Raw genomic sequence first — 22,911 nt, forward strand, 5'->3', positions numbered from 1 at the left:
ACAGGCTCAGACAAGTTTGCAAAGCTAACTATATTAATAAGCTCTTCAATAACACGATTATGTTACATGTATTTTATTTGTTATGTGCTATAAATAATGGCCATTGTTGTTCTTTTACCAGTACATCTGCCATACTAGGTCTGAAAAGCATGGATAGGGCATTGCGCTGGTAGGCGCCTAAAATGACCAGGCTTTCAGCTGCCTGTTCTTTCAGGTAATGGGCTATTTCCACTTCGGGTTGCCCTTTTAGCGGTACGAAATGTGCCTGGGGGGCATGCATATCTATCAGTTCTTTTACCATTCCTTCGTAGGGCAATTCCTGGGTATGGTTTGGTGTCTGAACGGTCACTACGTTCAGCGGCAGTGCATTGAACACTGGCAGGATATAAGAAAACATTTTGAAAGCGAAGATCGAAACAGGGGAACCGTCGTACAACCAGCAGATCTTCCGTACATCGGTAAAATGTCTGGGTAACAATAATACCGGGCATTTTGCATTTGCCAGGATATCTTTAACAAAGGGAGTAGGTGATTCTTCAGTGAAAGGGTTCATTGTTTCGCTGGCATCAATCAGGAGCATATCGGCATACCTGCTTTCTTTCAGGACACTCTGGGTAACAGCATCGCTGCCGCGGCGGATGTTGTAATGAATGCCTGCGTGCTGACAGGCATGTTCAAATTGCATAGATCCATCTATTGTTCTGCGTCCTCCCCCACCGGCATAGGCGAATTCCATCTTTTCAGAAAACACGCCTGTAATGGTCGCATTATGTTGCAACCCCATTCTGATTGCATATTGGAGGGTACTATCACTAAATTTGGACCCGTCGAAAACAGCCACTATCTTTTTCATAACCTTGGAATTTAAATAACGCTTTATTTATGCGCAATAAATACAGGATACCTGTATTCTGACATATAACTGGTGCAAAAACTTCTCTTAAATAAGTTAGACAAACCCGAACGCCCGAAGGCTCCTGTAACCAGCATGGGTTTGGAGATCTCTTGCAGGAAAACACTCATCTCCTGTTGTTCCAGTTGCAAAAAAGTGAGATCCCTGAAATGCCGGCAGGCCAGCTCTTTCATGTAATCTTCGTCCGGCATTTCCGGCTGGTGTTTTGGCGTAGCATACACCAGTGTGGTACTGCAATCACAAAGATCGCTGAAGAGGTAGGAAAACATTTTGATGGCGAATACCGATGAGCGGGTGCCATCATACGCAAGTATGACATTTTCCGGATAGTCGAATTTTTCCGGCGCCACGATGACGGGACATTCTGTATCATGCAGGATGTCGCGCAGGTATTCGCTGGGAACTTCCAGTCGCAGGTTCTCGTAAAACTTCTGGCTACCCAGGATCATGAGATCTGCGAACCTGCTTTCTTTCTGTAATTTCGAAATGGCATACGGCGAATGATCTTTGTGTATGCGGAATTCAATATTATTCCTGACACACTCATCTTCGAACCGTTGAATATTTTCATCTACTTTGTCTTCATCAATTTCAATCTGCAATGGAACATAGAGACCTCCGCCTCCGAATACATACCCTAAACCTGAAAAATCGAGTTCAGGTAAGAAGGCGCCAACCAATAGGATCTTTTCACTTTCATTCAATCTTTTAGCCAATCCAAATGCTCCATTAGAATAATGTGTGCCATCAAAGGCAACGATTACTTTTCTCATGGCTCTGAATTAAGAAATGAACAAATTGGGGAACGCCTTCAATTTCAATAAAACAAGCGGCAAAAATTATGACCGCCATCAACTTAGTAAATGACTCTGCTTAGTTTGTCTACGTCCAGAATAAAAATGACTCCTTTCTTGATATCAATCAGTTGTTCGTCTCTGAAATCTGACAAGGTGCGGGCAAATGACTCTTTGGCCACGCCTGCCAGTGCGGCAAGATTACTTCTGCTGATGCGAATGCCTTCGTTATTATATTTTTTATTCACTGCCAGTAGCGTGTCAGCGGTCTTTTTTCTTAGTGAATCATACGCTACTTTCAATAATTGTCCTTCCTTATCGTCTACGTTCTGTGCAAGAATTTTAATAAGCTGACTCTGGGCATAATTGTTTTCGGCCACTACGCGGTCGAAGTCTGCATTAGGAATCACGGCTAGTTCTACGTCATCAACTGCTTCCGCACTTTCGTGGTAACATGTTTTGTTGATGAGGGCAACGTGTCCGAGAAAGCCTTCATTATATAATGCGGTGATCAGTTCGCGGCCATCTTCGCAAACTTTAAATGTCTTGACCTTGCCTTTCAGGATATAGAACAGGCAAGAAGGATGATTACCCTCCTGGTAAATGAGTTGTTTGTTTTTGTAATAACGGATATTCCGGTTCTTGATGAGATCCATCAATGGATCGTCCAGCAAGAGATTACCCTTTTTCACAGCAGATTTTTTGAGTCTGCATTCTATCGAGTTTAACAGTTCCGAAGATTCAAAGGGCTTGGTGATATAGTCATCTGCACCAAGGTCCATGCCTCTCCGAACCTCCGCACGGTCGGATCGCGAGGTCAGAAAGATGAACGGGATACTACTGGTCTCCTTATTATTATTAAGTACCTGGAGGACGACAAAGCCATCTAAGATGGGGAGTGTCAGGTCGCAAATAATAAGGTCAGGATGTTTTTCTTCAGCAAGCAATATCCCCTCTTTACCGTCAACTGCCTCTAGTACCGTGTAATTTGCCAGCCCAAGTATTTCAACAATCTCCTCCCGAACAGCAGTGTTATCTTCGATAACAAGAATAGTAGACATACAGCTGTGGATTTTTTTTGAGTTCACTCAAATCTACGCACAATCGCAGACCTATTAATTGACTGCTGTCAACCACTTAGGAAATAACAATCTATGATAAATATCAGCTAATAGAATTAATATGACAGAAAATAGGGATTTGCAAGATTCGCCTTGTTATAAGTGAGTTCATCTTTGACATTTGTATGATATATGCCCCGATTAGCTGCATTTAATATCGCATGTGCAGCGGCAGTATCCCATTCCATTGTTGGGAACAAGCGTGGATATAAATCAGCTTTTCCTTCGAGGAGGAGCATAAACTTGAGTGAGCTACCCATGGAAGTCAGGCGAACATTGGAAAATTGAGCGATGAAGTCTTTGGTTTCGGCAGATAAATGTGAGCGGGAAGCGATGATGGTGATGTTGCTGCTATCTAATAACTCCTGCAGGCTGCGACGTTTTTCTAAAGGTGTGATCAAATGATTGTTCTTATAGACACCGGTTTCCTCACTACCATAATATAGGTCTCCCAATACGGGGGCATACACAACACCGGCAATAGGTTTATTTTTATGGATCAGTGCAATATTGACGGTGAACTCTCCATTTTTACTGATGAATTCTTTTGTGCCATCCAGGGGATCTACCAGCCAGAAATATTCCCATTGGGTTCGGATGCTGTAATCCGGGTGTGTTGCCTCTTCTGATAAGATGGGAATGTTGGTAGGGGTTAGATAATAAGTGATAACAGCATGAGCGGCTTTATCGGCAGCAGTTACGGGAGATTCATCTGCCTTTTGCTGTGTGTCGAATGTATCGGATCCGTACACTTCTAATATTACCTTACCGGCGGCATAGGCGGCTTCGGTGGCGATGGCTAATAACTGCTGTATCATACGCAAAGATAAAAAAGAGTGGGTAGAGAAATCCACCCACTGATTACCTTTGGAACAAAATGCTGTATGAACTTCAATCGAAGCATTTTAGCAATTCAAAGTACCACAGATTTGGCTCCGGAAACAATAATGACCATCACATCTTCACGGGGAATCAATCAATCATTATTGATATTCAAATCAGGTTATTCAAAAATGTCGAGGCACTGCATCGATTTGTAACCGGCAGCGACTTTACGACCTTTCCCAGTTTTAGTTAATAAGAAGTTGACAGTATTCCCAATTATTGTCAGACATGCAATAAAGGAGATTGCTTTGATGTACTTTTTCATGATTGTAAGGGTTTACGGTATGTAAGTTAGCATGCATAAGGATGTCGGGGAATGATGCTCCTCAATCCGGGTGTTGATAAGGGTCAGTGATGCTATTATTTGATTATCAGCGTATTAGTTTTTTCTATTTGCATTTATCAATATCAGCCCCTACCTTTGCGGCAATTCTCCTAATAAGTCCAACATGAAATTTGCATTCAGAACAGCCGTTTTAAGACACCAGATGTAACTACCCGGTTACTGATGTTCTGATCTATTCATATCTACACTCGCTTTTATTTTTTTATCTACATCCTGCAAGGGATATCTATTTTCTCTTTTTCATGAAACTGAAAGAAATCTCCGCATTCTTATGCATTTACATTATCTGGGGTACAACATTTTTGGGCATTTCGTATGCGCTTAAGGGTTTCCCTCCATTTATTTTATTAGGACTCCGATTTACTACCGCGGGGGTATTATTATTGTCATGGCTGATGTACAAGGGGGAACGTCCGGTACACCTGGATACCTGGAAGCAGAACAGTATTTCCGGTGTGCTGATTCTTACCATGGGTATAGGTAGTCTGACCTATGCGGAGCAATACATTACCTCTACGGAAGCGGCGATTGTGGCAGCACTGGAACCGTTCTGGTTTATGCTGATCGATAAAAAAAGCTGGAAATATTATTTTGCCAACAGGCTTTCAGTGTTGGGGATTATTATTGGTTTTGCTGGCTTGCTTATTTTTTTCAAGGATAGCCTGGCAGTGCAGGCAGGCATGGATCATGGCAGAATGGTTGGGTTTATGGTGATGATTTTTGGAACGATTGTATGGGTACTGGGGGCATTTCATTCGAAGAAACCGACGAAGGCTTCTTTGCTGATGAATGTATCGCAGCAGTTGTTTATTGGTGGGGTGATTAGCCTGGCGATTGCTTCTATGAAAGGAGAATGGCAGCTGATTAACTGGGGGGCTATTCCTTTGGCTTCGTGGAGTGCGCTGGTATACCTGATCTTTTTTGGGTCGATCCTGGCGCATTTGTCATTTATCTGGCTGTTGTCAATAAAACCGCCGGCTATGGTGAGTACACATACATTTATCAACCCGATTGTAGCGGTGCTGGCGGGTACACTGATTGCGGGGGAAGCCCTGACAGGCGGACAGGCGATAGGCATTGGGGTGATTGTGATTGGGGTGGCGCTGAATAATGTTATGCAGTTTAGGCTGGCGCCGGAGGCAAATTAGCCTTTTAACTTTCCCGGGGTTATTTATTTCTTGCTTATGAGCTTGTATCTTTCAATTGTATGGCTCCGGGCAGGAATGACGGTGCGGCGATTTTTTCTTCGGCCGCGCCTATGATAGGGAAACCGGGGGCCTGGCATGCCCCCGGCCTGACAAAAGTTACAATTTCTCAATGATCCCCAGTGATTTTTGAATCAGGGCTTCCACGGCGGCGCCGCCATCTTTGGAGAATTCTTTCTTCACCCTGTTGGCAACGATAACGCTGATGGAGAGGCAGTCGTGGCCCAGGATCCTGCCCAACCCATAAATAGCGGAAGTTTCCATTTCAAAATTTGAAATGAAATGTGCGCCGTCTGTAAAGGCGGTCAGTTGATCCAAAAGATCGGGATGAGACAGCTTTCCCCTGAGTGCGCGACCTTGTGGTGCATAAAATCCCGGGCAGGTGATGGTGATACCGGTATGATATCCATCCTTAAATTGATTTGCAAGGGCCTCAGAGGCGCTAAAAAGAGTTGGTTTGGCACTTCCTGGCTGAATAACCACTTGTTTGCCAAAAGCCGCTAAAAGGTCCTTTTCTGCCGCAGTATTTTCAAACTGGTACCAGGGCAGCAGGTTATCCAGGCCCAGGCCGTGGGAGGAAACGACGAAGCTATCGACGGGCACACTTCCCTGGAGGGAGCCGGAGGTACCGAGGCGGATTACTTTGAGGGCAGTGAGCTGACTTTTTATTGTTCTGGAGGCGAAGTCAATATTGGCCAGGGCATCCAGTTCATTGAGTACGATATCGATGTTATCGGTACCGATACCGGTGGAAACGACGGTAATTCTTTTTTTTCCGATGTAGCCGGTATGCGTTACGAACTCGCGGTGTTGGCGGCTTACTTCTACTTTATCAAAGTGTTTGCTGACAACCTCTACCCTATCCGGGTCGCCAACGGTAATGATAGTGTCGGCTAATTCCTCTGGTCTTACATCAAGATGATATACGGCTCCGCGGTTATTAAGGATCAGTTCTGATTCGGCAATTCGATTATTTTCCATGAAAAAAATATATTTAGTTTGAAAAATATTTGGCAAATATCAGAAATTTACTACTTTTGCAATCCCAATAATTGATGGGCAAACAAAAAAAATGGTATCGTGGCCGAGCGGCTAGGCTGAGCTCTGCAAAAGCTCCTACAGCGGTTCGAATCCGCTCGATACCTCTGGAAAAAGGGATCACAGTAATGTGGTCCTTTTTTATTTGCGGGTAATTTGGGAGTAAAGTATGGGATCAAGTTGAAAACTTGGGGGATTTGTGTGGTCAAGCATAAATTTTAGATAGTCTAAACAAGAAGAATTCAACATCTCTTACTCCTCTCATCGCATTCCTAAACGCTTTGATCTTCGCATTAAATGATTCTGCCGACGCATTGGTGGCCCGGTTGTTGAAAAAATTGAGGATGCCCAGATAATGGTGCTGGATAGTCCTGGCAAGAGTTTTAAAGGACGGTAGACCGGCATCTTCAACGTCATTGTACCATAATGCCAGCTTTTTAAACGCCTGTTCTTTACTCGTACAATGCCGAAAAACTTCGCCTAAACGTAATGATAATTGATACCCTTTATGGATCACAGGATATCTGGTGAACAACAATTCAGCTCTTTGTCTTTGTTCACGGGTCCAGGCTCCCGGGTGCTTAAATAACAGGTAACGGCTTCGTGCCAGTAATTGTTTAACGCTATCTCCGTTAGGTAAAATCTCCGGTTGATAAGCATGACCTGTCCTTTTAGCCTGGTCCATAGCAACATTCTCTTCTTCTAATGCCTGCCAGCGATGATGAATACGTATCTCCTGCACAGCTTCAAAGGCCAGCTTCTGTACATGGAATCTGTCTATGACGCGATGAGCATTAGGGAAGCATCTTTGAACTGTCGAGTTCATACTCGCTGCCATATCTAATGTCACTTCCTCAACCATCCTGCGTAATCGCTTTGGGATTCTTTTTAACACCTCTGTCAACTGATCTGCCTGCGTTCCTTTGATCATCGCTACGATTGAGCCCTTTCGGCCTTTAGCCTCTTTATTAGTAACGATCGTATAAAGTTCCCCATTCGCAAACGCCGTCTCGTCAATACTTAAAGAACGACCCATATTTTGCTCAAAGAGCATCCATTCAGCAGCGTGTTCTTGCTGCTCCCATGTGGAATAATCGCTAAGATGATGTTTGTATTGTTGCTGTAACTGCTTGCCATCAATCTGGAAGAAATGGCCTAAGACTGTTGGACTAACGGGGCTTTCGTCCAAGTGTTTCTTTTAAAAAAAGACCGAACTCTTTGGTAATACGAGCTCCGTCACTAACTACATCCCAGTCTCTGGTGATGATCTCATTAGTCTGTACATCTTCCCAGCGCCTTCGCTTGATAACCAGCGTTACTTTGTTTTCTCTGATTGGGAAATCCTGCACCCGGACTTCGGGTAAAAAGCCCTTGGAATGGAGTTTTCGATCGCTATACGCTGTAGGTGGTTCAATCTTTTCTTCCAGGTAAATATGAAGGCCGTTAGGCGATTGAGTAGTTTTAATCAGGTCAAAATACTCCAAAATTCCTTGTGGGAGGAGAAATTCCATCAACTGTCTGTAGTTCTGATCCAAGTCCGTTAATTCTTAATGAGCTGCAAAACAACAAATTTTTACTCTTCCCCCCAAGAATTCAACTTGATCCAAAGTATGGATCAATACCAAAAGTTCCCTAAAATTATAAAGTACCTGACTTTCATAATTTTGCAACAACAGAGCTGCTCTGACATACCTTTAAATTATTAATAATCCCATTTTAAATCATCACATAGAACCTTCAATTATTCTTCTACACAACTTAAAATCCAAAATAAACTATCAGGCAATTCTCTTCCATGAGATGAAAAATCAATTGGACGTAACAACATGTCACTTTCAGATGGATCTTTTGAATTGTAAACTACTGGCAACGATTTACCAATAAACTCCCGATACATTTCAGGGCGTATTCCCATTCCTGAAGCTTGATTATCGTACTTTTTCCCATTAACATAGAATTCATAATTAAACGCTAATCTTCCTTTATAATCGGTACTTCGTTCAACAATGACACCGTTTGTCCAATAGCCATCTTCATAGAGCCTATTGGCTCGCTGGTTTCCCATCCAGAGTCCAAAAGCAAGAAAGAGCATCGTAAAAACCGCCATTACGATTTTCTCATTATTGTTCTGCTCAATGAGTTTCTTTAGCATCATCTTTAGTCTTTTTTTCATCATTAATACCAATTAATATATTTCCATAGGAATTACCCAAAAAGAACGAGGCTGCATTTGCTGTTGCCTCGCCCAGATGAGGAGTCATCGCATTTGCACCTTTTCCCGCTGCGACATTCAAACTCCCACCCACAAAAGTCTCCAGGCCCCAACGAACAGTGGTCTTTTTCCCAAATAATGAATTTTTAAATCCTGTTTCTGATGTATACTCCAACCCTGAACCAATTGCTGCAGTCAAAAATGGATTTAAAAATAAAAAGTTTGCTCCCATATTTGAATAGTTGTATCTTTCAATTCGTACTTCATGGTTAATAACAGCCTAAAAATAGGTTAGAACAGCCGAATGTAAATAGTAAATAATAATGCAGCAAAATCGGTAACAATACTGTAGTCTCATTAACGCCGTTTAATTGCTCGATAAAAAGACGAAGTGATGATAAATCTTGGAATATAAAATAAACTGGCTTTTTACATTCTTCCGTATAAAACTCAAAATCAGTATTGAGAACACATCCAGTTAAACCGTCTGCAATCATTAGCGCAAAATCTGTGTTCTTTAAATCTGGCTTATGCATAATTATTTATGATTTACAATTTTTGTTCCTGCCCCAGTTCTTCAATTGAAAGAAAAAAATAAACGCGCACGGATGCGGGAAAGTAACCATAAAACCAATAAAAGCGACATGGCTAATACCATTCGTAAACTAAATTTCCGAATAACTAATACTAACAGACATAAATATCCAAGAAAAAATTACGGTAAATGAACGACTTACGTCTGATATATCAGATAAGTAAATGGCACTTTCTCCTGTAAATAATATTCTTATATCACCTAAAAATATCATTATAGTGCCGACCAACATACATAACGCAATAAGTATAAGGTTTGCTTTTATAATTACTTTCATAAATTAGGATATTTATCAGGCACTGAAAGATGTAAACCTGATGGAATTGTACTATTTTTTTGATCAGGACCCTTTCCATTAAACCCATACCTATACCCATCAAAAAGCCCCATCCGGCTGCATCATCCCCAAAAAATAATAATCCTGCGCATTTGATACCACTTCTTTTTTAACTGCCCTAAGATAAACTCCAATCGTAGATAACCTGGTTGCCCCAGGCTTCTCTTGAAATAGGTGTATCTTATAATCTGGCAGGTGCATTTTAAATTATCTCACAAATCTGGAATTCAAATTTACTGTCATAAACACCATCAATAGATGGGATGTAATACTCCCTATTTAAAAAAAACAGCAGTTCTTCCACTGCTGTATCGAAAAAGACAATCATATTTCGCTGATTCACCTTATACCTCGTATTATCTGATTTTATGGTAGACATAGCATTTCGATTTAAAAAACCGGCGACTACAAGAGACTCAGTTACATCATTAAATAATTCAGGAGTTGTTTTAAGTTGATGCTGCGCATCATGCCAAATAAAAACTCTATTATCAGGTTCGGTCTCAAAATTTAAAATCAAATCATACAGTGCTCCCAAATCTGGCCGAACCCGGAAGCCAAAGGGTAAACTGCAATTAACCTGATAACAAAAGTCTTTAAGATTTGTAACTGTTTCGCCATAAATGGGAATAACTTCATACCCACCTTTCCGACATAAAAACTGGGTATAACGGGTAATAAACCAGGTCAACTTATCCATATCATTGCATAATATGATACAGTCACTTTTTTCGTTTATTAAAGAATGGTACTGATCGGGAGACAATTCCGAATTTATTTTTGATACTTTCATGATTTTTTCCAGGGTAATTTATTAATAAATATTAAAGTAGACTCAAATATTTGTAACAAATAAAGAATCATAAGTCAATCAGACCCTGGTTACTTTACGGACAAAATTTAAATTTTGAAGATCTCTCCAATGAGGATAAAAAATGGCGCTGACACATTAAAGGATCCGGGGATATCTATACACTTTTATTTAATATCCTTTGTCAGAACGCCCCAAAAATCGACCTAATTTAAAGTTGCTGAAAATGAACTACATATGAGGTTCTCCCGAATCCGCTCGATACCTCAAAAGAAAGGGATCACATGTATGTGATCCCTTTTGGTTTGTGACAATCTAGGGTTTCGTGGATGGATTATAACAAAAGGAGGAGCTATTTTATTGTCAGCATCAACTTTTAAGGCGTCAGCATTGCCTCAACCTTACATCCCCCTATTTTAAAAATCAACCTGTAATCTCGCCCTGATCCCATTATTGTCAATTCCTTTACGTTCCAAATGTGTCAATCGGTGCACCCATTCCACTCTAAGGACTTTAAAAATGTTAGATACCCCCACGCTGGCTTCTATATATGGTTTTTTCCCCAATGCATTTATCAACAGGTTTCCTTTTTCATCCACAGGAAAATCATAAAACCCTTTCCCGGTATACGATTTAATACCTCTTCTCAGATTTCCTTCAAGTATTTTCATTGAAAAGATCTCTCTTAGTTCCAATTTTTTAAATAAAGGAATCTTATTCAGGAAAAAGCCGTTAAAGGAATGTTGCACATGAAGTGCCGCGTACCGATCGCTTCCAAATTCCATATAAGACATCAGATTATAGGAAAAAAGCTCATAACTGTAAGTTTGATTAGCCCTGGGGATTAACAGTAATGGGTAAGGCACCTTTCCAAAGATTATCCCGCCCTCCACCATAACATCTGTATTTCCAAACTGCGACAGGAAAAACCGCTTACTCACCGAGGATACTAAACGCTGGTAGTTATATCCCCTGCCTTTCCCTGTCCTTATACCCTGAGCAAACCGTAAGGTATAAATGGGATGACCATTGTTAATTGGCTTTCTATAACGCTTACCCTGGAAAAAATTCTCATGAGGAGCCCATCTCAGTTCAGTAAACAATTCCGTCGTATTCAGGTGCCTGTCTCTTCCCTGATTATTCTTAAAGGTCAAAACCCCGGTAGGTGTTAGCTGTTGATAATTTAATCCTACTTTAAATGAAAAGTGTGTACGTGTTTCATGAAAATATTCCATCTGCCATTTCCTGTTATACCACATCCTATCATTAAGGCCCCGTCTGAATGATAATAGAATATTGTCATCACTCACATATCTGAATTCCTGCCCCGGCACCTGAATGTCATAACTATTGGATACCGACAGGGATCGAACCGGAAACTCGTATATGGATCTGGGGGTAAGTGAAACCGTGGAAGTTAAGGCGTATTTAAATACCTTATCCTTTGTTCCGTATGCGCCATAAGCATCAAAAAAAATACGCTTACTGAAACTGTTTGTCGTACGGCCACCAAGACGTATTCTTGAACCTTCAACCGGGTTGAAACTGTAAAATGTAAAAAATGGGCCCAGTTCAAATAAGCCGCCATCCACATAACCTGATAGCAGGGAAGCACCAAATGCCATGGTACGACGAAAAGACCTCGATCTTTTAAGGCTATCTACATTAGCAAATGCTGCCAGTTCATTCTTCCCCAGGGGCTCCGGCCTTTCCAGCGTATCCGGGCCTGCCGACAAAGATGGAATAATAAAAGTTTTTTCTCCGAATACACCCATCCCCTGCTCAAATATTCCCAAACCAACTGCCATTTTGCTTTTAGCTAAAAAATATTTACCAGCACTATCTTTCCTGTAACTGAGCTCTAAATTTAAAGCCTCTACCCAGTTAATATTAGCATGATCATTTACATAGAGTTCCGCATGTTGTATTGCATATGTTCCATCCAGTGTGAAATACAAAAAACCACTAAATAGGGTCTCCTCCCTGTTTCTTGGGAATACACTCATTTTCAACTGCCAGGGATGGGTAGTTTTGATTGTGTCTGTTATATAATACCTGTAGAAGGTCGGTGCCATAGGTGACAGCGGACTCAAAAAACGACGGTTCCCCAGCGCTATATCATGGGAATAAAGGTCGGGATGCCCATATAATTTGTCCATAAAAGCGTCAAAGCCATCTTCATCAAGATAAAGGTCAATACGTGCTTCATTCACGCCCAGGAGCACCGAATCTTTTAGTTCCTGCTCCTTATAATTGTACCTGGTGGCCTTTTCCCTTATGAAAACAGGAACCAGTGACCGGCCGGGATAAGATATTGAGTCAATGTTCGTCTTTAAATACGGGAATTTTTTCAACAGTCGTGAGGAACCTACCTTTCCGTCGTCAATACTCAATGACATACACAATTTCTCATACTCATTAAAACTATAGCCAGCTGTGTTCCTGGCATTATTACTATCAAGATGAGAGATAGCCTGCCGGATAAACTCAACGGCCGGGTTATTTTTATTCCTGTACCTGGCACTCCTTCTTTTGGCTGTGATGGTTACTTCACTTAGCCCACTGGTTACCGGCTGCATGAACACCCGCCCCCTGAGCACCGACAGACTATCGATTGAAACAGTGTAGGTCCTATATCCCATTGCGGAAAACCGCAGTTTTTGCGAAAGAGAATCAAACCGGATTGTAAACGTTCCATCCGGGCCACCGCCTACTCCCCGTGGCTGAGCACCTAAAATACTGATACTCACCATCGGAATAGGTTCGCCGCCAACCGCATCGACAATTAATCCACTAATCTTTTTAGCTTGACCGTTAACCACGAAAGAGGACATCAATAAAAAAAACAAACATTTTACCGGCTTCATGATATTATGACAACTGTTCTAACTAAAAGTCCTAATCTCAGTAGCAAACTTTAAGGCAAATCTCTTATGTGTCCAGTAAAAAATAATCGGGAATACAAACAAATTGAATATGGAGTTGGTGATCAGGCCACCTATCACTACAATCGCTAAAGGTTTTGATGCTTCTGATCCAATGCCGGAGGAGAGGGCAGCGGGCAACAACCCGATCGCCGCCATCAAAGCTGTCATAATAACTGAACGCAGGCGTTCCTTAACCGCACTACGCAAAGCGGACCCCAATGATTCGAATTCTCCCGTATACTTCATTGCGTGGAGATTATGCTTGAACTTAGTTAATAATATTACCCCATTTTGAATGCAGATACCAAACAATGCAATAAATCCTATTCCGGCAGAAATACTAAAATTTGCATGAGCAACTAATAGCGCAAGAATACCCCCTATTATGGCAAACGGAACATTACTCAAAACCAGCAATGCGTCTCCCATTTTTCCAAAAAGGAGGAAAAGAATGAAGAAAATGAGTAACAAGGATAATGGAACGGCCAGTTGCAACCTCTTCGTAGCCCGCTGCTGGTTCTCAAAATCGCCAGCCCATTGAATTGAGTATCCCTTTTCTACCTGAACATTCGACTTCACCTTCTTTTGAGCCTCCGCAATCGTACTTCCCATATCCCTGCCACGAATAGAGAATTTAATAGCCCCATATCTCATTCCTTTATCCCTGTATATGATGCTTGGGCCGATATTCTTTTCAATGGCAGCTATTTCTCTCAAGGGTATTTTACTTCCCGACATCGTAGGAATCCTTAAGTCTCCAATGGCTTCTACATTATTCCGGAACAATTCCGGGTAGCGGACCCTCAGATCAAATCTGCGCTCTCCCTCAAAGATCTGGGTAGCTGCATCTCCACCAATAGCAAGCTGAATCGTCATGTTAGCATCCGCAGTCGACACGCCATGTAAAGACATCCTTTGCTGATCCAGTTTAATGTTCAGTTCAGGTTGACCCAGGTTATATAAAATACCCAGGTCAGCCACTCCTTTCACGCCCTGCATAATTTTTAACATCTGCTTCTCCTTTTCTTCTATAACCGCCAGGTCAGGTCCAAATGTTTTGATCACGATGGATCCCTTTACCCCTGATACCTCTTCGGCAACATTATCTGAAATCGGCTGTGAAAAGCTAAGATCGACACCTGGAAATACGGATAAACGTTCGTTCATTTTTGTAATCAGGTCTTCTTTACTCAGGCCCCCACTCCATTCTTCTTTGGGATACAGGTCTACCAAAAATTCCTGGTTATAGAACCCGGTGGGATCGCTGCCCCCATCAGGTCTGCCTGTTTGAGAGATGACCTGCTTTACCTGGGGAAATTCAAGAATTATTTTCCTGATATCATTAGATAATTCTACGGATTCATTCAGGGAAGTACTTAAAGGACCGGTAGCACGGATGTAGATGGACCCCTCATTCAGCTGTGGCAAAAATTCACTCCCCACAAAGGTGAAGGAAAAGACACCCGCTGCAAGCATTGCAATTGAAATAAAGAATGCCGTCTTTGGATGGGCAAAACAAACATCAAATACAGCCATGCAGACTTTTGTGATCCAACTAAGAAAAAATGTATGCTTTTCCCGCACTTCTTTCTTTAACAAAACTGCGGCCATGACGGGTACTAATGTGAAGGTTAAAATCAAGGCCCCCAGCAAGGCAAAACCCAATGTCCATGCCAATGGGGAGAACATCTTTCCCTCTACTTTCTCGAAGCTGAAAATAGGGAGCAAAGCCGCTACAATGATCATCTTAGAAAAAAAGATACCCTTTCCATTTACAAGACAGGCCCGTTTAATAAGACTGAGTTTACTCAGTTTATTAAACTTATCCATGCCGGATACTTTTGCTTTATAATCGAGCAAAACGAAAATCCCTTCCATCATAACCACTGCGCCATCAATGATAATTCCAAAATCGATAGCGCCCATTGAAAGCAGGTTCGCCGGCATACCTTTTAACCGCAAGCAAACAAAGGCAAATAGCAGCGCCAAAGGAATCACCACCGCTACAATAACTGTTGTACGCCAATCTGCCATAAATAAAAAGACAATCAACGTTACCAGCACGATCCCTTCCAACATATTATGCAATACTGTATTTGTAGCATAATGGATCAGTACTTCCCTGTCATAAAACGGCTTAATTTTCACATCATCGGGCAAAACCTCACTATTCAGCCGGGATACAGTATTTTTCAGGTTAGCGATTACCTCACTGGGGTTCTGTCCTTTCCGCATGAGCACTATTCCCTCTACAACATCCGGATCGGAATCTCTACCCGCCTGACCCAGCGGCGGAAGTGAAGATTCCGTAACCTCAGCTACATTCCATATATACACCGGCGATCCCCCGATAAATGCCACGATCACCTTTTTAATCTCATTAATATTATTAAGCTGACCTATTCCCCTGACTACAAAAGATTGCCCATTCTGTACAATCACATCACCGCCGACGTTCATATTGCTTTTCGACACGGCATTAAAAATCTCCAAAGGCGTGACCCCATACTCAATAGATTTCTGAGGATCTACGGTGACCTGAAAGGTTTTCGTCTGTCCGCCGAATGTGCTCACATCTGCAACCCCCGGAACAGCACGGATCTCCTTTTCCACCACCCACTGCTGAATAGTTTTGAGTTCCCTTATAGACTTCTTGTCACTTGTCAACGTGTAACGAAATATCTCGCCGGTTGGTCCATAAGGAGGCTGCACTACCGCTTTTACCCCATCCGGAATTGTCGCTGTTCCCAGTAAGTTCACTACCTGCATGCGGGCGAATGGAAAATCAACACCATCCTCAAAACTCACTTTTGTAACGGACAAGCCAAACAATGAGGATGACCTGATACTGATTTTCTTTTCTGCAGGATTCAGGGCCATCTCAATTGGCCTGGTAATAAATTTCTCTACTTCTTCGGCACTTCTACCCGGCCACTGGGTAATGATGGTTACTGTAGTATTGGTAACATCGGGAAACGCATCAATAGGCGTATTTCTGAAACTATAATACCCCCCGCATACTAATAGAAATGTCAAAAAGAAAATGAAGAATTTATTCTTTAATGAGAATGCCAATACAGCTTTAATAAGTTTATTCACCTGATAGAGAGATTTAAGTATATTCCGCCCATTAAGACACAGTAGCTTGAAAAAGGTCCTATATAAAGAAACACAAAGAAAATTCCTTATTACGCTTAGGACCTTTTGACAACAAGGGTGTCTATAATAAGTAACAAGGGGAGCAAACACAATAAGGAGTGGGATGGAAAATTTGTTAATATATTGTTAAGCAACCTTAATGTGATCTATTTGTTTTGAATTCATTAGTTATTTTAATCAAGGAAAGTCTATTTATATATGTCTGATCAGGACAATGAACTTTTTGCCAGGATTTGCGAAAAAGACCATGCAGCGTTTGAACAGCTATATCTCACTCACCACCGAAGACTTTTGGTTCTTGCATTTCAGTATTTAAGAAATGAAGAATTGGCCGAAGAGATAGTAAATGATATCCTTATGAAGATCTGGACAGATGCGTCCAGGTTGGATATCACCTACTCTCTCGGAAAATACCTGTCTAAAAGTGTCGTAAACCGCTGCCTAAATACGATACGAAAGCAAAAAGGCATAATGGGTAAGTTTGCAAAATATCGGGCAGATGTTCAGGACACAATGCAAATTGAAGACGAGGCAGCTATTCTCGAAGAACGCCTGATAAGACTGGAGAATATACTGGACACACTTCCTCCGCAATGTAAAAAAATTATAATGCTGAGTAAGTTCGAGAAATGCAAACAACAGGAAATAGCAGATCGACTGAACATTTCCATAAAAACAGTTAAAAATCAACTAACGATAGCATATGAAAAAATTCGCAATGGAACGATAATCACAGTTATTTTAGTAAATGTATTTGCATTTATTAGGACTATTTTCTAATCTGACGGTCTTTTAAGTATAATGGAAAACTATCACACACACATACCCTATCATCTTATTCTGGGGGAAATAGAGCAAAATCTGTCAGGCACGGAGGCCGAAGAACTCGAAGAGTGGATTAAAGCATCAGCCGAAAATCTAAATATCTACAACGATCTCCGATCCGTAGATGGACAACTGGATCTACTCCGTTTTTACCAGCAAACAGATAGTTTGGCTGCCTGGGAAAAAGCCAGGGCCAAAATGGTTGCCCCTGTTTCCAAAACTCAGATGTACCTATGGTCAGGAGCAATAGCTGCTGCCGTTATTTTGGCGATATCAGTTATCATATTTCGCCAGCGTACAGTTATCGTCTATGAAACTGCTTACAATGAAACCAAACAAATTATCCTCCCTGATAGCAGTACTATTCAATTAAATCAAAATTCAGCAATTAGCTTCAATAAAAATAAATACCATAAAAACAGATATATCAAACTATTAAAAGGCGAAGCATTCTTTTCTGTAGTTCACAACGAAGCCAAAGAATTCAATGTAGAAACAGGAAATATCATCATCAGGGATATCGGTACCAGCTTCGATATAAAGATGGACTCTGGGTTTATTCAAACAATAGTTAGCACAGGGTCAGTTTCTATGGAATACCATCCTACAGGTATCCTAAAAATACATAATACCCCGAAAGTGATATTAGCAGCTAACGAAATGGGCGTATTTAACAGGAAGACAAAAAGAATAACAGCCACCACCAATCTTCCCGCCGGATTGAAATCCTGGCAGGATAAAAAGCTTCGTTATGTCGAAACACCGCTCTATATAGTGCTGGAAGATCTCAGGCGGATTTATGGAACAAGGGTAATACTTGCTGACAGCACATTTAAAACTAAAACTTTGACAGCCTTACTCAACAACAAATCCCAGGAGCAAATCCTGCAAATTGTTGCCACATCACTTCAACTTAAATTAGCAGTCGTAAAAAAAGACAGTATCTTTATACTATCTCGATAACCTTAACTGAGATAATATTTAGAAGGAAACTAAGATGTCCAATCGGAAAGGCATTCAAATTATCGGTATCCGGCAATACTGGAGACCGCAGGCAACTGCGGTTATTTTTTTTATATGCTCCTTACTGTCAGGGCATTCCCTACTAGCCCAGCGTAGCTCTCTCAATAAAAGGATCACCATTTCATTTTTCAATATACCTGTTCGTGAGGCATTGACGCAACTGTCCGAAAAAGATGAAATACCCATTTCCTTTGAATCATCCAGGTCTGATTTCGACAAAAATATTAATAAGAACTTTTTTAATGCACCCGTAACTGAAATATTGAAAGACATCCTGCAGGAAACCGGGTACACATGGAAATACGTATCAGATGAAATTATTATAGTTCCACTAATAAAATCTTATACCATCAGTGGCCATATCCAGGACAAACAAAGCGGAGAAGACCTTATTGGGGCACACATCATTGTAAAACCAGTCAACCAGGGTACCGCGAGTAATAACTATGGCTTTTATTCTCTTACGCTGCCGGGTGGTAACTATGAACTGTTGGTAGGTTGCATGGGATACTCCAATAAGGTTGTAGCCCTCGACTTCTACGAATCTGACCGTGTATTAAACATCAAACTTGAAAAAAAGATCAGTGAACTAAAAACAGTAACAGTCACCAGCAAAAACGGTATTGATTCCTTTCAATCAGAAAGTCCGTTACAACTTCATTGGGATGTGATCCGGGAACGCCCCTTTTTTAAAGGGGAAGCAGATGTAATTGAATCCATTCAAATGCAAAATGGGGTAGTCGCCATTACTGAAGGAAGCAGCAGTATGTTTATACGGGGAGGTAGCAGAGACCAGAATTTATTACTTTTAGATGAGGCAGTAGTATATAATCCAGGCCACCTTTTCGGGTTAAACTCTATATTTAATCCAGATGCGCTGAAAGATATCCAGCTATACAAAGATGATATACCGGCAAATTTCGGGGGGCGTTTGTCCTCGGTACTGGATACCCACATGGATGAGGGCAACAACAAGGAATTGCGGTTAAATGGTGGTATGAGCCTGCTTTCTGCCAGGTTATCACTTGAAGGTCCGATCATCAAAGAGAGAAGTTCCTTTTTAATTGCAGGGAGAAGGAGCATCTCCAATTTGCTGGATGGCAATTTTGATTTATATGACGTAAGAGCAGCTTACTACGACTGGAACCTTAAAGCCAATTATAAATTCAACAACAATAACCGGTTATTCTTTTCTACCTACATTGGACATGACCGGGTGAAAAATAATGATGACTACCTGAATAAATGGGGGAACACAACAGGCACATTGAGATGGAACCATATCTTTAACCCAAAACTTTTTCTTAATGTTTCTGCTATTTACAGCAATTATAAAAACATGCTGAATATAAACCCCGACTCCTCAGCAGGTATAGCTAGTTGGGTAACTGGCATCCGTGATTTTTCGCTCAAAGGCGATTTCACTTACTACAGGAAGCCCGGCAATCAGATTCAATTCGGCTTCAGTGAAATTATTCACCTTTTCAACCCCGGTGAAGCAAGCAACGTGTCCTACAACAATCTACCACGTGCAAGGGCGGCTGAATTCGCAGTTTATTTCTCACAAAAAATGCCATTATGCTCAAAGGTTAATATATATTATGGTCTTCGCGCAGGCTTGTTCGACAATTTCTCTGCAGATAAACTTTATGATGACTATGATAATGATTCCAGTAATGGCGCAAATGTTACCTACCTGAGACTGGAGCCCCGACTAAAACTGCAATACCACATCTCCCCCCGATCCATGTTGCAATTTAGCTATAACCGGAATTACCAGTACCTGCAATTGCTGCAGAATGATGAACTGGCTTTTTCATCCCTGGAAACGTGGATCCCATCCAGTTCACACATTAAGCCGCAATTTTCAGATCAGTATTCTATCCTTTATAGAAGGAACCATAAAAATGGTTCCATAACAGCAAGCATTTACCTCAAAGAAATGGGTAATCAACTAGAACTTGTAGACCATGCCCAACTAATCTCCAACCCCTTCATTGAAGATCTCCTTAAAACAGGTCGGGCCAAATCCTATGGTGCAGAGTTCTCGCTTTTACAAAATATAGGCAAAGCACGCATAACCGCGTTATACGCATGGTCACGAACCCTTAGAATGTTTGATGAGATCAATAACGGGAAAACCTATGCCGCAAACTACGATGTTCCACATAGTGTTAAATTATCAGGCAGTTACCCCATAACAAAATCGCTTCAGCTAAATTCTTACTTTATTTATTCATCAGGCAGACCGGCCACAATACCCACCGGTTACTTCGTGCAAGATGGCATCAGGGTGCCAATTTATGCAGGACGTAACCTGGAGCGGATGCCAGCATATCACCATCTTGATATCAATATTTCATGGAATATTCCAGTAAAGCAATTGAATGGGCACGTATGGAATAATACCATCTCAATAGGCCTGTATAACCTGTATAACCGGAATAATGTATTATTATACAAGATAAATCCACAGCTCAATGGAGCAACCCTTTTTGATGAACAGAACCTTTCCGGGATAACCCCGGTATTTATCTACAATTTCAGTTTCTAGCATGAAAAAGCTACCACAAATATTAGTACTGATCTTTTTTATAGCACCATTTTCATCTTGTCAGAAGCACGATGCAAATGATAGCACACCCACCTATGACCTGATCATTGAAGGGGGAATTAATTCACTGACACATTATCAATTTATCAGAATTAGTAAACCTGCTGACCTATATAGTAAACCTTCGCAACCGGTTAGCGGTGCAAAAGTAGTTGTAAATGACGGAAGTAAAGATGTTGTATTTACTGAAATACCCGGAAAAGGGGTATATACCGCCTCCATAATAAACAATAAAAATTATAACGACCCTTATAAATTAACAGTAGCATATGAGGGGAAATACTATACGGCTACCGATTTGATGCCAGCCGTCCTTCCGGTTGACTCTTCTTACATTCCCCTATCAGTAAAATCAAAAGACAACGGATACCAGGTTACAATACCTAAACATATTTTTGGAGTATCGGTGGCCCAACGCTGGTTGATTATTTCAACGAACCAACGCTGGAGGCCTTCTCAATTCGATGGAAAAAACAAATACAACTATTCACATACATTCGGGGCTCCCAATGCATTAAATCCATTAAAACAGCAACAATACATAATAAATACAAGACCCGACGACAGCCTTAAAATCTATAAATTCTCCCTCTCCTACACATACAGTACCTATTTATACAACATCTTCCAGGAAACTGACTGGAGAGGAGTATTGTCCTCAACTCCTGCCAATGTAAAGGGGAACATTTCAGGAAATGCCAATGGTTTTTTTTACGCGATCGATGTAGATACCATCATTAGAGCAGTAAAAGATTTAAATAATTAATTAGGACTTATTTCCGGTATAGGTGTCTTTAATCCGAATACAAATGGATTACCTATCCGAAATTTATGCATTCTAAAATATTGTGGTTGTTTTTAACAACCTGTTTACTAAAAGGCTTTATTGCGCAAGCCCAGAGCGAAGATACACTTCGCATAACACTACCATTACTTGAAGATAGATTCGTGAAGAGCAATCTGCAGCTATTGGTACAACGGTATAATATCGACAGGACTATTGCAGGAGAAATAACAGCTAAGATGTTTGCCAATCCGAACTTTACTTTTACCAACGGTTTATATAGTAAAACAAGGGATACAAATGCACTTACACAACAAACATATGGTGTCAGTCAACTGATACAAACAGCAGGTAAGCGCAACAAAAACATTCAATTAGCAAAAATCAGCACAGAAAATGCCTGGAATGAATTCTATGACCTGATGCGAACACTGAGATATGGTCTTCGAAGCGCCTTTTATTCTCTTTACTTCAAACAGCAGTCTTTAATATTATATAATGAAGAAATTAGTGCACTAAAAAAGACACTGGCGGCCTTTCAGCAAATTTATCAAAAAGGGAATATGTCTAAAAAAGAAGTGCTGCGCGTTCAATCGCTGCTTTATTCCCTACAATCAGAGAAAACAGCTTTAGAATTACAGACAAATGATTTGGAAGTGGAATTAAGAACACTGGGGCAATTCCATGGAAACATTTATTTGCAGGCGAGAACATTGGATATACCATTTAAAAACATCCAATTGCAGCGAACCAACTATCCTCAATTACTGGATTCTGCAGTGGCCAACCGGCATGATTTGAAAATAGTTAAAGCTAACATTACCTATGCGGCAACCAACCTAAAACTGCAAAATGCCATGAAATACCCTGATATAAATTTCTCTTTAAATTATGATAAAAAAGCGGGGTATGGTTTAGGGTACATTTCCGGTGGTGTCGCATTTGAGCTACCCTTCTTCAAACGTAACCAGGGAAATATAAGATTGGCGAGGGTACAGCTTGAGCAAAATAAAACACAATTAAATGTGGAACAAAACAAACTGGAGAATGAAGTTTCAGGAAGCTACAAAGAGCTGCTGAAACTCGATGGCCTTTATCACTCAATCGACTCCACATTTACCTCAGATTTCTCAGAAATAATTCAGGGAGCGCACGAAAACTTTGAAAAACGAAACATCGGATTACTGGAATTCATGGACTTGTATGACTCATACAAAATTCATGTTCTGCAAATGAATGACCTGATGTATCAAAGAATTAATGCATTGGAAAAAATAAATTTTGTAACAGGAACTGAAATATTTCATCCCTAACACAATCTA

General features: G+C 40.9%; 19 protein-coding genes and 1 tRNA gene. 7 read left to right on the forward strand and 13 right to left on the reverse strand.

Translation table 11 applies throughout. The annotated features are described in order from the left end of the window. Nucleotides 1-73: 73 nt before the first annotated feature. The 4 genes from U0033_RS05425 to cysQ all read right to left on the reverse strand — a co-directional run bounded on the left by U0033_RS05425 (nucleotide 74) and on the right by cysQ (nucleotide 3,646). The gene (locus U0033_RS05425; RefSeq protein WP_072365950.1) at nucleotides 74-853 is read right to left on the reverse strand and encodes a universal stress protein; all 780 of its coding nucleotides are present in this window, start codon (nucleotides 851-853) and stop codon (nucleotides 74-76) included. A 23-nt stretch (nucleotides 854-876) separates the two neighbouring features. Further along, nucleotides 877-1,686, reverse strand: coding sequence for a hypothetical protein (locus U0033_RS05430; RefSeq protein WP_072365952.1), 810 nt, complete (start codon nucleotides 1,684-1,686; stop codon nucleotides 877-879). An 83-nt stretch (nucleotides 1,687-1,769) separates the two neighbouring features. Then, entirely contained in the window at nucleotides 1,770-2,768 is a 999-nt protein-coding gene (locus U0033_RS05435; protein ID WP_072365954.1) for a response regulator, read from the reverse strand. A gap of 116 nt (nucleotides 2,769-2,884) precedes the next feature. Further along, nucleotides 2,885-3,646, reverse strand: coding sequence for a 3'(2'),5'-bisphosphate nucleotidase CysQ (gene cysQ / locus U0033_RS05440; RefSeq protein ID WP_072365956.1), 762 nt, complete (start codon nucleotides 3,644-3,646; stop codon nucleotides 2,885-2,887). A gap of 655 nt (nucleotides 3,647-4,301) precedes the next feature. On the opposite strand from cysQ, the gene U0033_RS05445 reads away from it, so the two are divergent. After that, the gene (locus U0033_RS05445; RefSeq protein ID WP_072365958.1) at nucleotides 4,302-5,207 is read left to right on the forward strand and encodes an EamA family transporter; all 906 of its coding nucleotides are present in this window, start codon (nucleotides 4,302-4,304) and stop codon (nucleotides 5,205-5,207) included. A 156-nt stretch (nucleotides 5,208-5,363) separates the two neighbouring features. Here the strand turns inward: U0033_RS05445 and U0033_RS05450 are convergent, their stop codons facing one another. After that, nucleotides 5,364-6,245, reverse strand: coding sequence for a nucleoside phosphorylase (locus tag U0033_RS05450; RefSeq protein WP_072365960.1), 882 nt, complete (start codon nucleotides 6,243-6,245; stop codon nucleotides 5,364-5,366). 93 nt (nucleotides 6,246-6,338) lie between these two features. Between U0033_RS05450 and U0033_RS05455 the strand changes: the two genes are divergently transcribed. Then, nucleotides 6,339-6,409 (forward strand) — tRNA-Cys (locus U0033_RS05455). 98 nt (nucleotides 6,410-6,507) lie between these two features. Here U0033_RS05455 and U0033_RS05460 read toward each other — a convergent pair. The 8 genes from U0033_RS05460 to U0033_RS05495 form a co-directional block, all read right to left on the reverse strand. Beyond that, nucleotides 6,508-7,491: an ISAon1 family transposase gene (locus U0033_RS05460; RefSeq protein WP_407654238.1), complete on the reverse strand. Its 984-nt coding sequence runs from the start codon at nucleotides 7,489-7,491 to the stop codon at nucleotides 6,508-6,510. Next, nucleotides 7,472-7,837 carry an ISAon1 family transposase N-terminal region protein gene (locus U0033_RS05465; protein ID WP_322518512.1) on the reverse strand — a complete coding sequence of 122 codons (366 nt, stop codon included), beginning with the start codon at nucleotides 7,835-7,837 and terminating at the stop codon, nucleotides 7,472-7,474. Before U0033_RS05465 ends, U0033_RS05460 begins: the two co-directional genes overlap by 20 nt. 206 nt (nucleotides 7,838-8,043) lie before the next feature. Continuing rightward, on the reverse strand, nucleotides 8,044-8,457 hold the full coding sequence (locus tag U0033_RS05470) for a DUF3592 domain-containing protein (RefSeq protein ID WP_072366619.1): 414 nt from the start codon (nucleotides 8,455-8,457) through the stop codon (nucleotides 8,044-8,046). After that, nucleotides 8,435-8,746, reverse strand: coding sequence for a hypothetical protein (locus tag U0033_RS05475; RefSeq protein ID WP_072366617.1), 312 nt, complete (start codon nucleotides 8,744-8,746; stop codon nucleotides 8,435-8,437). Before U0033_RS05475 ends, U0033_RS05470 begins: the two co-directional genes overlap by 23 nt. A 37-nt stretch (nucleotides 8,747-8,783) precedes the next feature. Beyond that, complete coding sequence (locus U0033_RS05480) at nucleotides 8,784-9,050, reverse strand: hypothetical protein (protein ID WP_072366615.1); 267 nt, start codon at nucleotides 9,048-9,050, stop codon at nucleotides 8,784-8,786. A 598-nt stretch (nucleotides 9,051-9,648) separates the two neighbouring features. Beyond that, nucleotides 9,649-10,239, reverse strand: coding sequence for a hypothetical protein (locus tag U0033_RS05485; protein ID WP_072366612.1), 591 nt, complete (start codon nucleotides 10,237-10,239; stop codon nucleotides 9,649-9,651). Between the two features lie 434 nt (nucleotides 10,240-10,673). Further along, a complete protein-coding gene (locus U0033_RS05490) occupies nucleotides 10,674-13,079 on the reverse strand; it encodes a DUF5686 family protein (protein ID WP_177318769.1) in 2,406 nt (801 codons plus the stop codon). 63 nt (nucleotides 13,080-13,142) lie between these two features. After that, entirely contained in the window at nucleotides 13,143-16,283 is a 3,141-nt protein-coding gene (locus U0033_RS05495; RefSeq protein WP_072366608.1) for an efflux RND transporter permease subunit, read from the reverse strand. Nucleotides 16,284-16,541: 258 nt separating this feature from the next. Here U0033_RS05495 and U0033_RS05500 point away from each other — a divergent pair, with 258 nt between their 5' ends. From U0033_RS05500 to U0033_RS05520, 5 genes are all read left to right on the forward strand, one after another. Next, entirely contained in the window at nucleotides 16,542-17,123 is a 582-nt protein-coding gene (locus tag U0033_RS05500; RefSeq protein ID WP_072366606.1) for an RNA polymerase sigma-70 factor, read from the forward strand. A gap of 21 nt (nucleotides 17,124-17,144) precedes the next feature. Then, nucleotides 17,145-18,131, forward strand: a complete 987-nt coding sequence (locus tag U0033_RS05505; RefSeq protein ID WP_072366604.1) for a FecR family protein — start codon at nucleotides 17,145-17,147, stop codon at nucleotides 18,129-18,131. A gap of 34 nt (nucleotides 18,132-18,165) precedes the next feature. After that, nucleotides 18,166-20,745 (forward strand): TonB-dependent receptor, encoded by a 2,580-nt coding sequence (locus U0033_RS05510; RefSeq protein WP_072366602.1) that lies wholly within the window; start codon nucleotides 18,166-18,168, stop codon nucleotides 20,743-20,745. A 1-nt stretch (nucleotide 20,746) separates the two neighbouring features. Continuing rightward, entirely contained in the window at nucleotides 20,747-21,571 is an 825-nt protein-coding gene (locus U0033_RS05515; RefSeq protein ID WP_072366600.1) for a DUF4249 family protein, read from the forward strand. Between the two features lie 65 nt (nucleotides 21,572-21,636). Beyond that, a complete protein-coding gene (locus U0033_RS05520) occupies nucleotides 21,637-22,902 on the forward strand; it encodes a TolC family protein (protein ID WP_072366598.1) in 1,266 nt (421 codons plus the stop codon). The last annotated feature ends 9 nt before the right edge of the window (nucleotides 22,903-22,911 follow it).

The sequence above is a fragment of the Chitinophaga sancti genome (assembly GCF_034424315.1).
In the GTDB taxonomy this organism is placed as follows: domain Bacteria; phylum Bacteroidota; class Bacteroidia; order Chitinophagales; family Chitinophagaceae; genus Chitinophaga; species Chitinophaga sancti.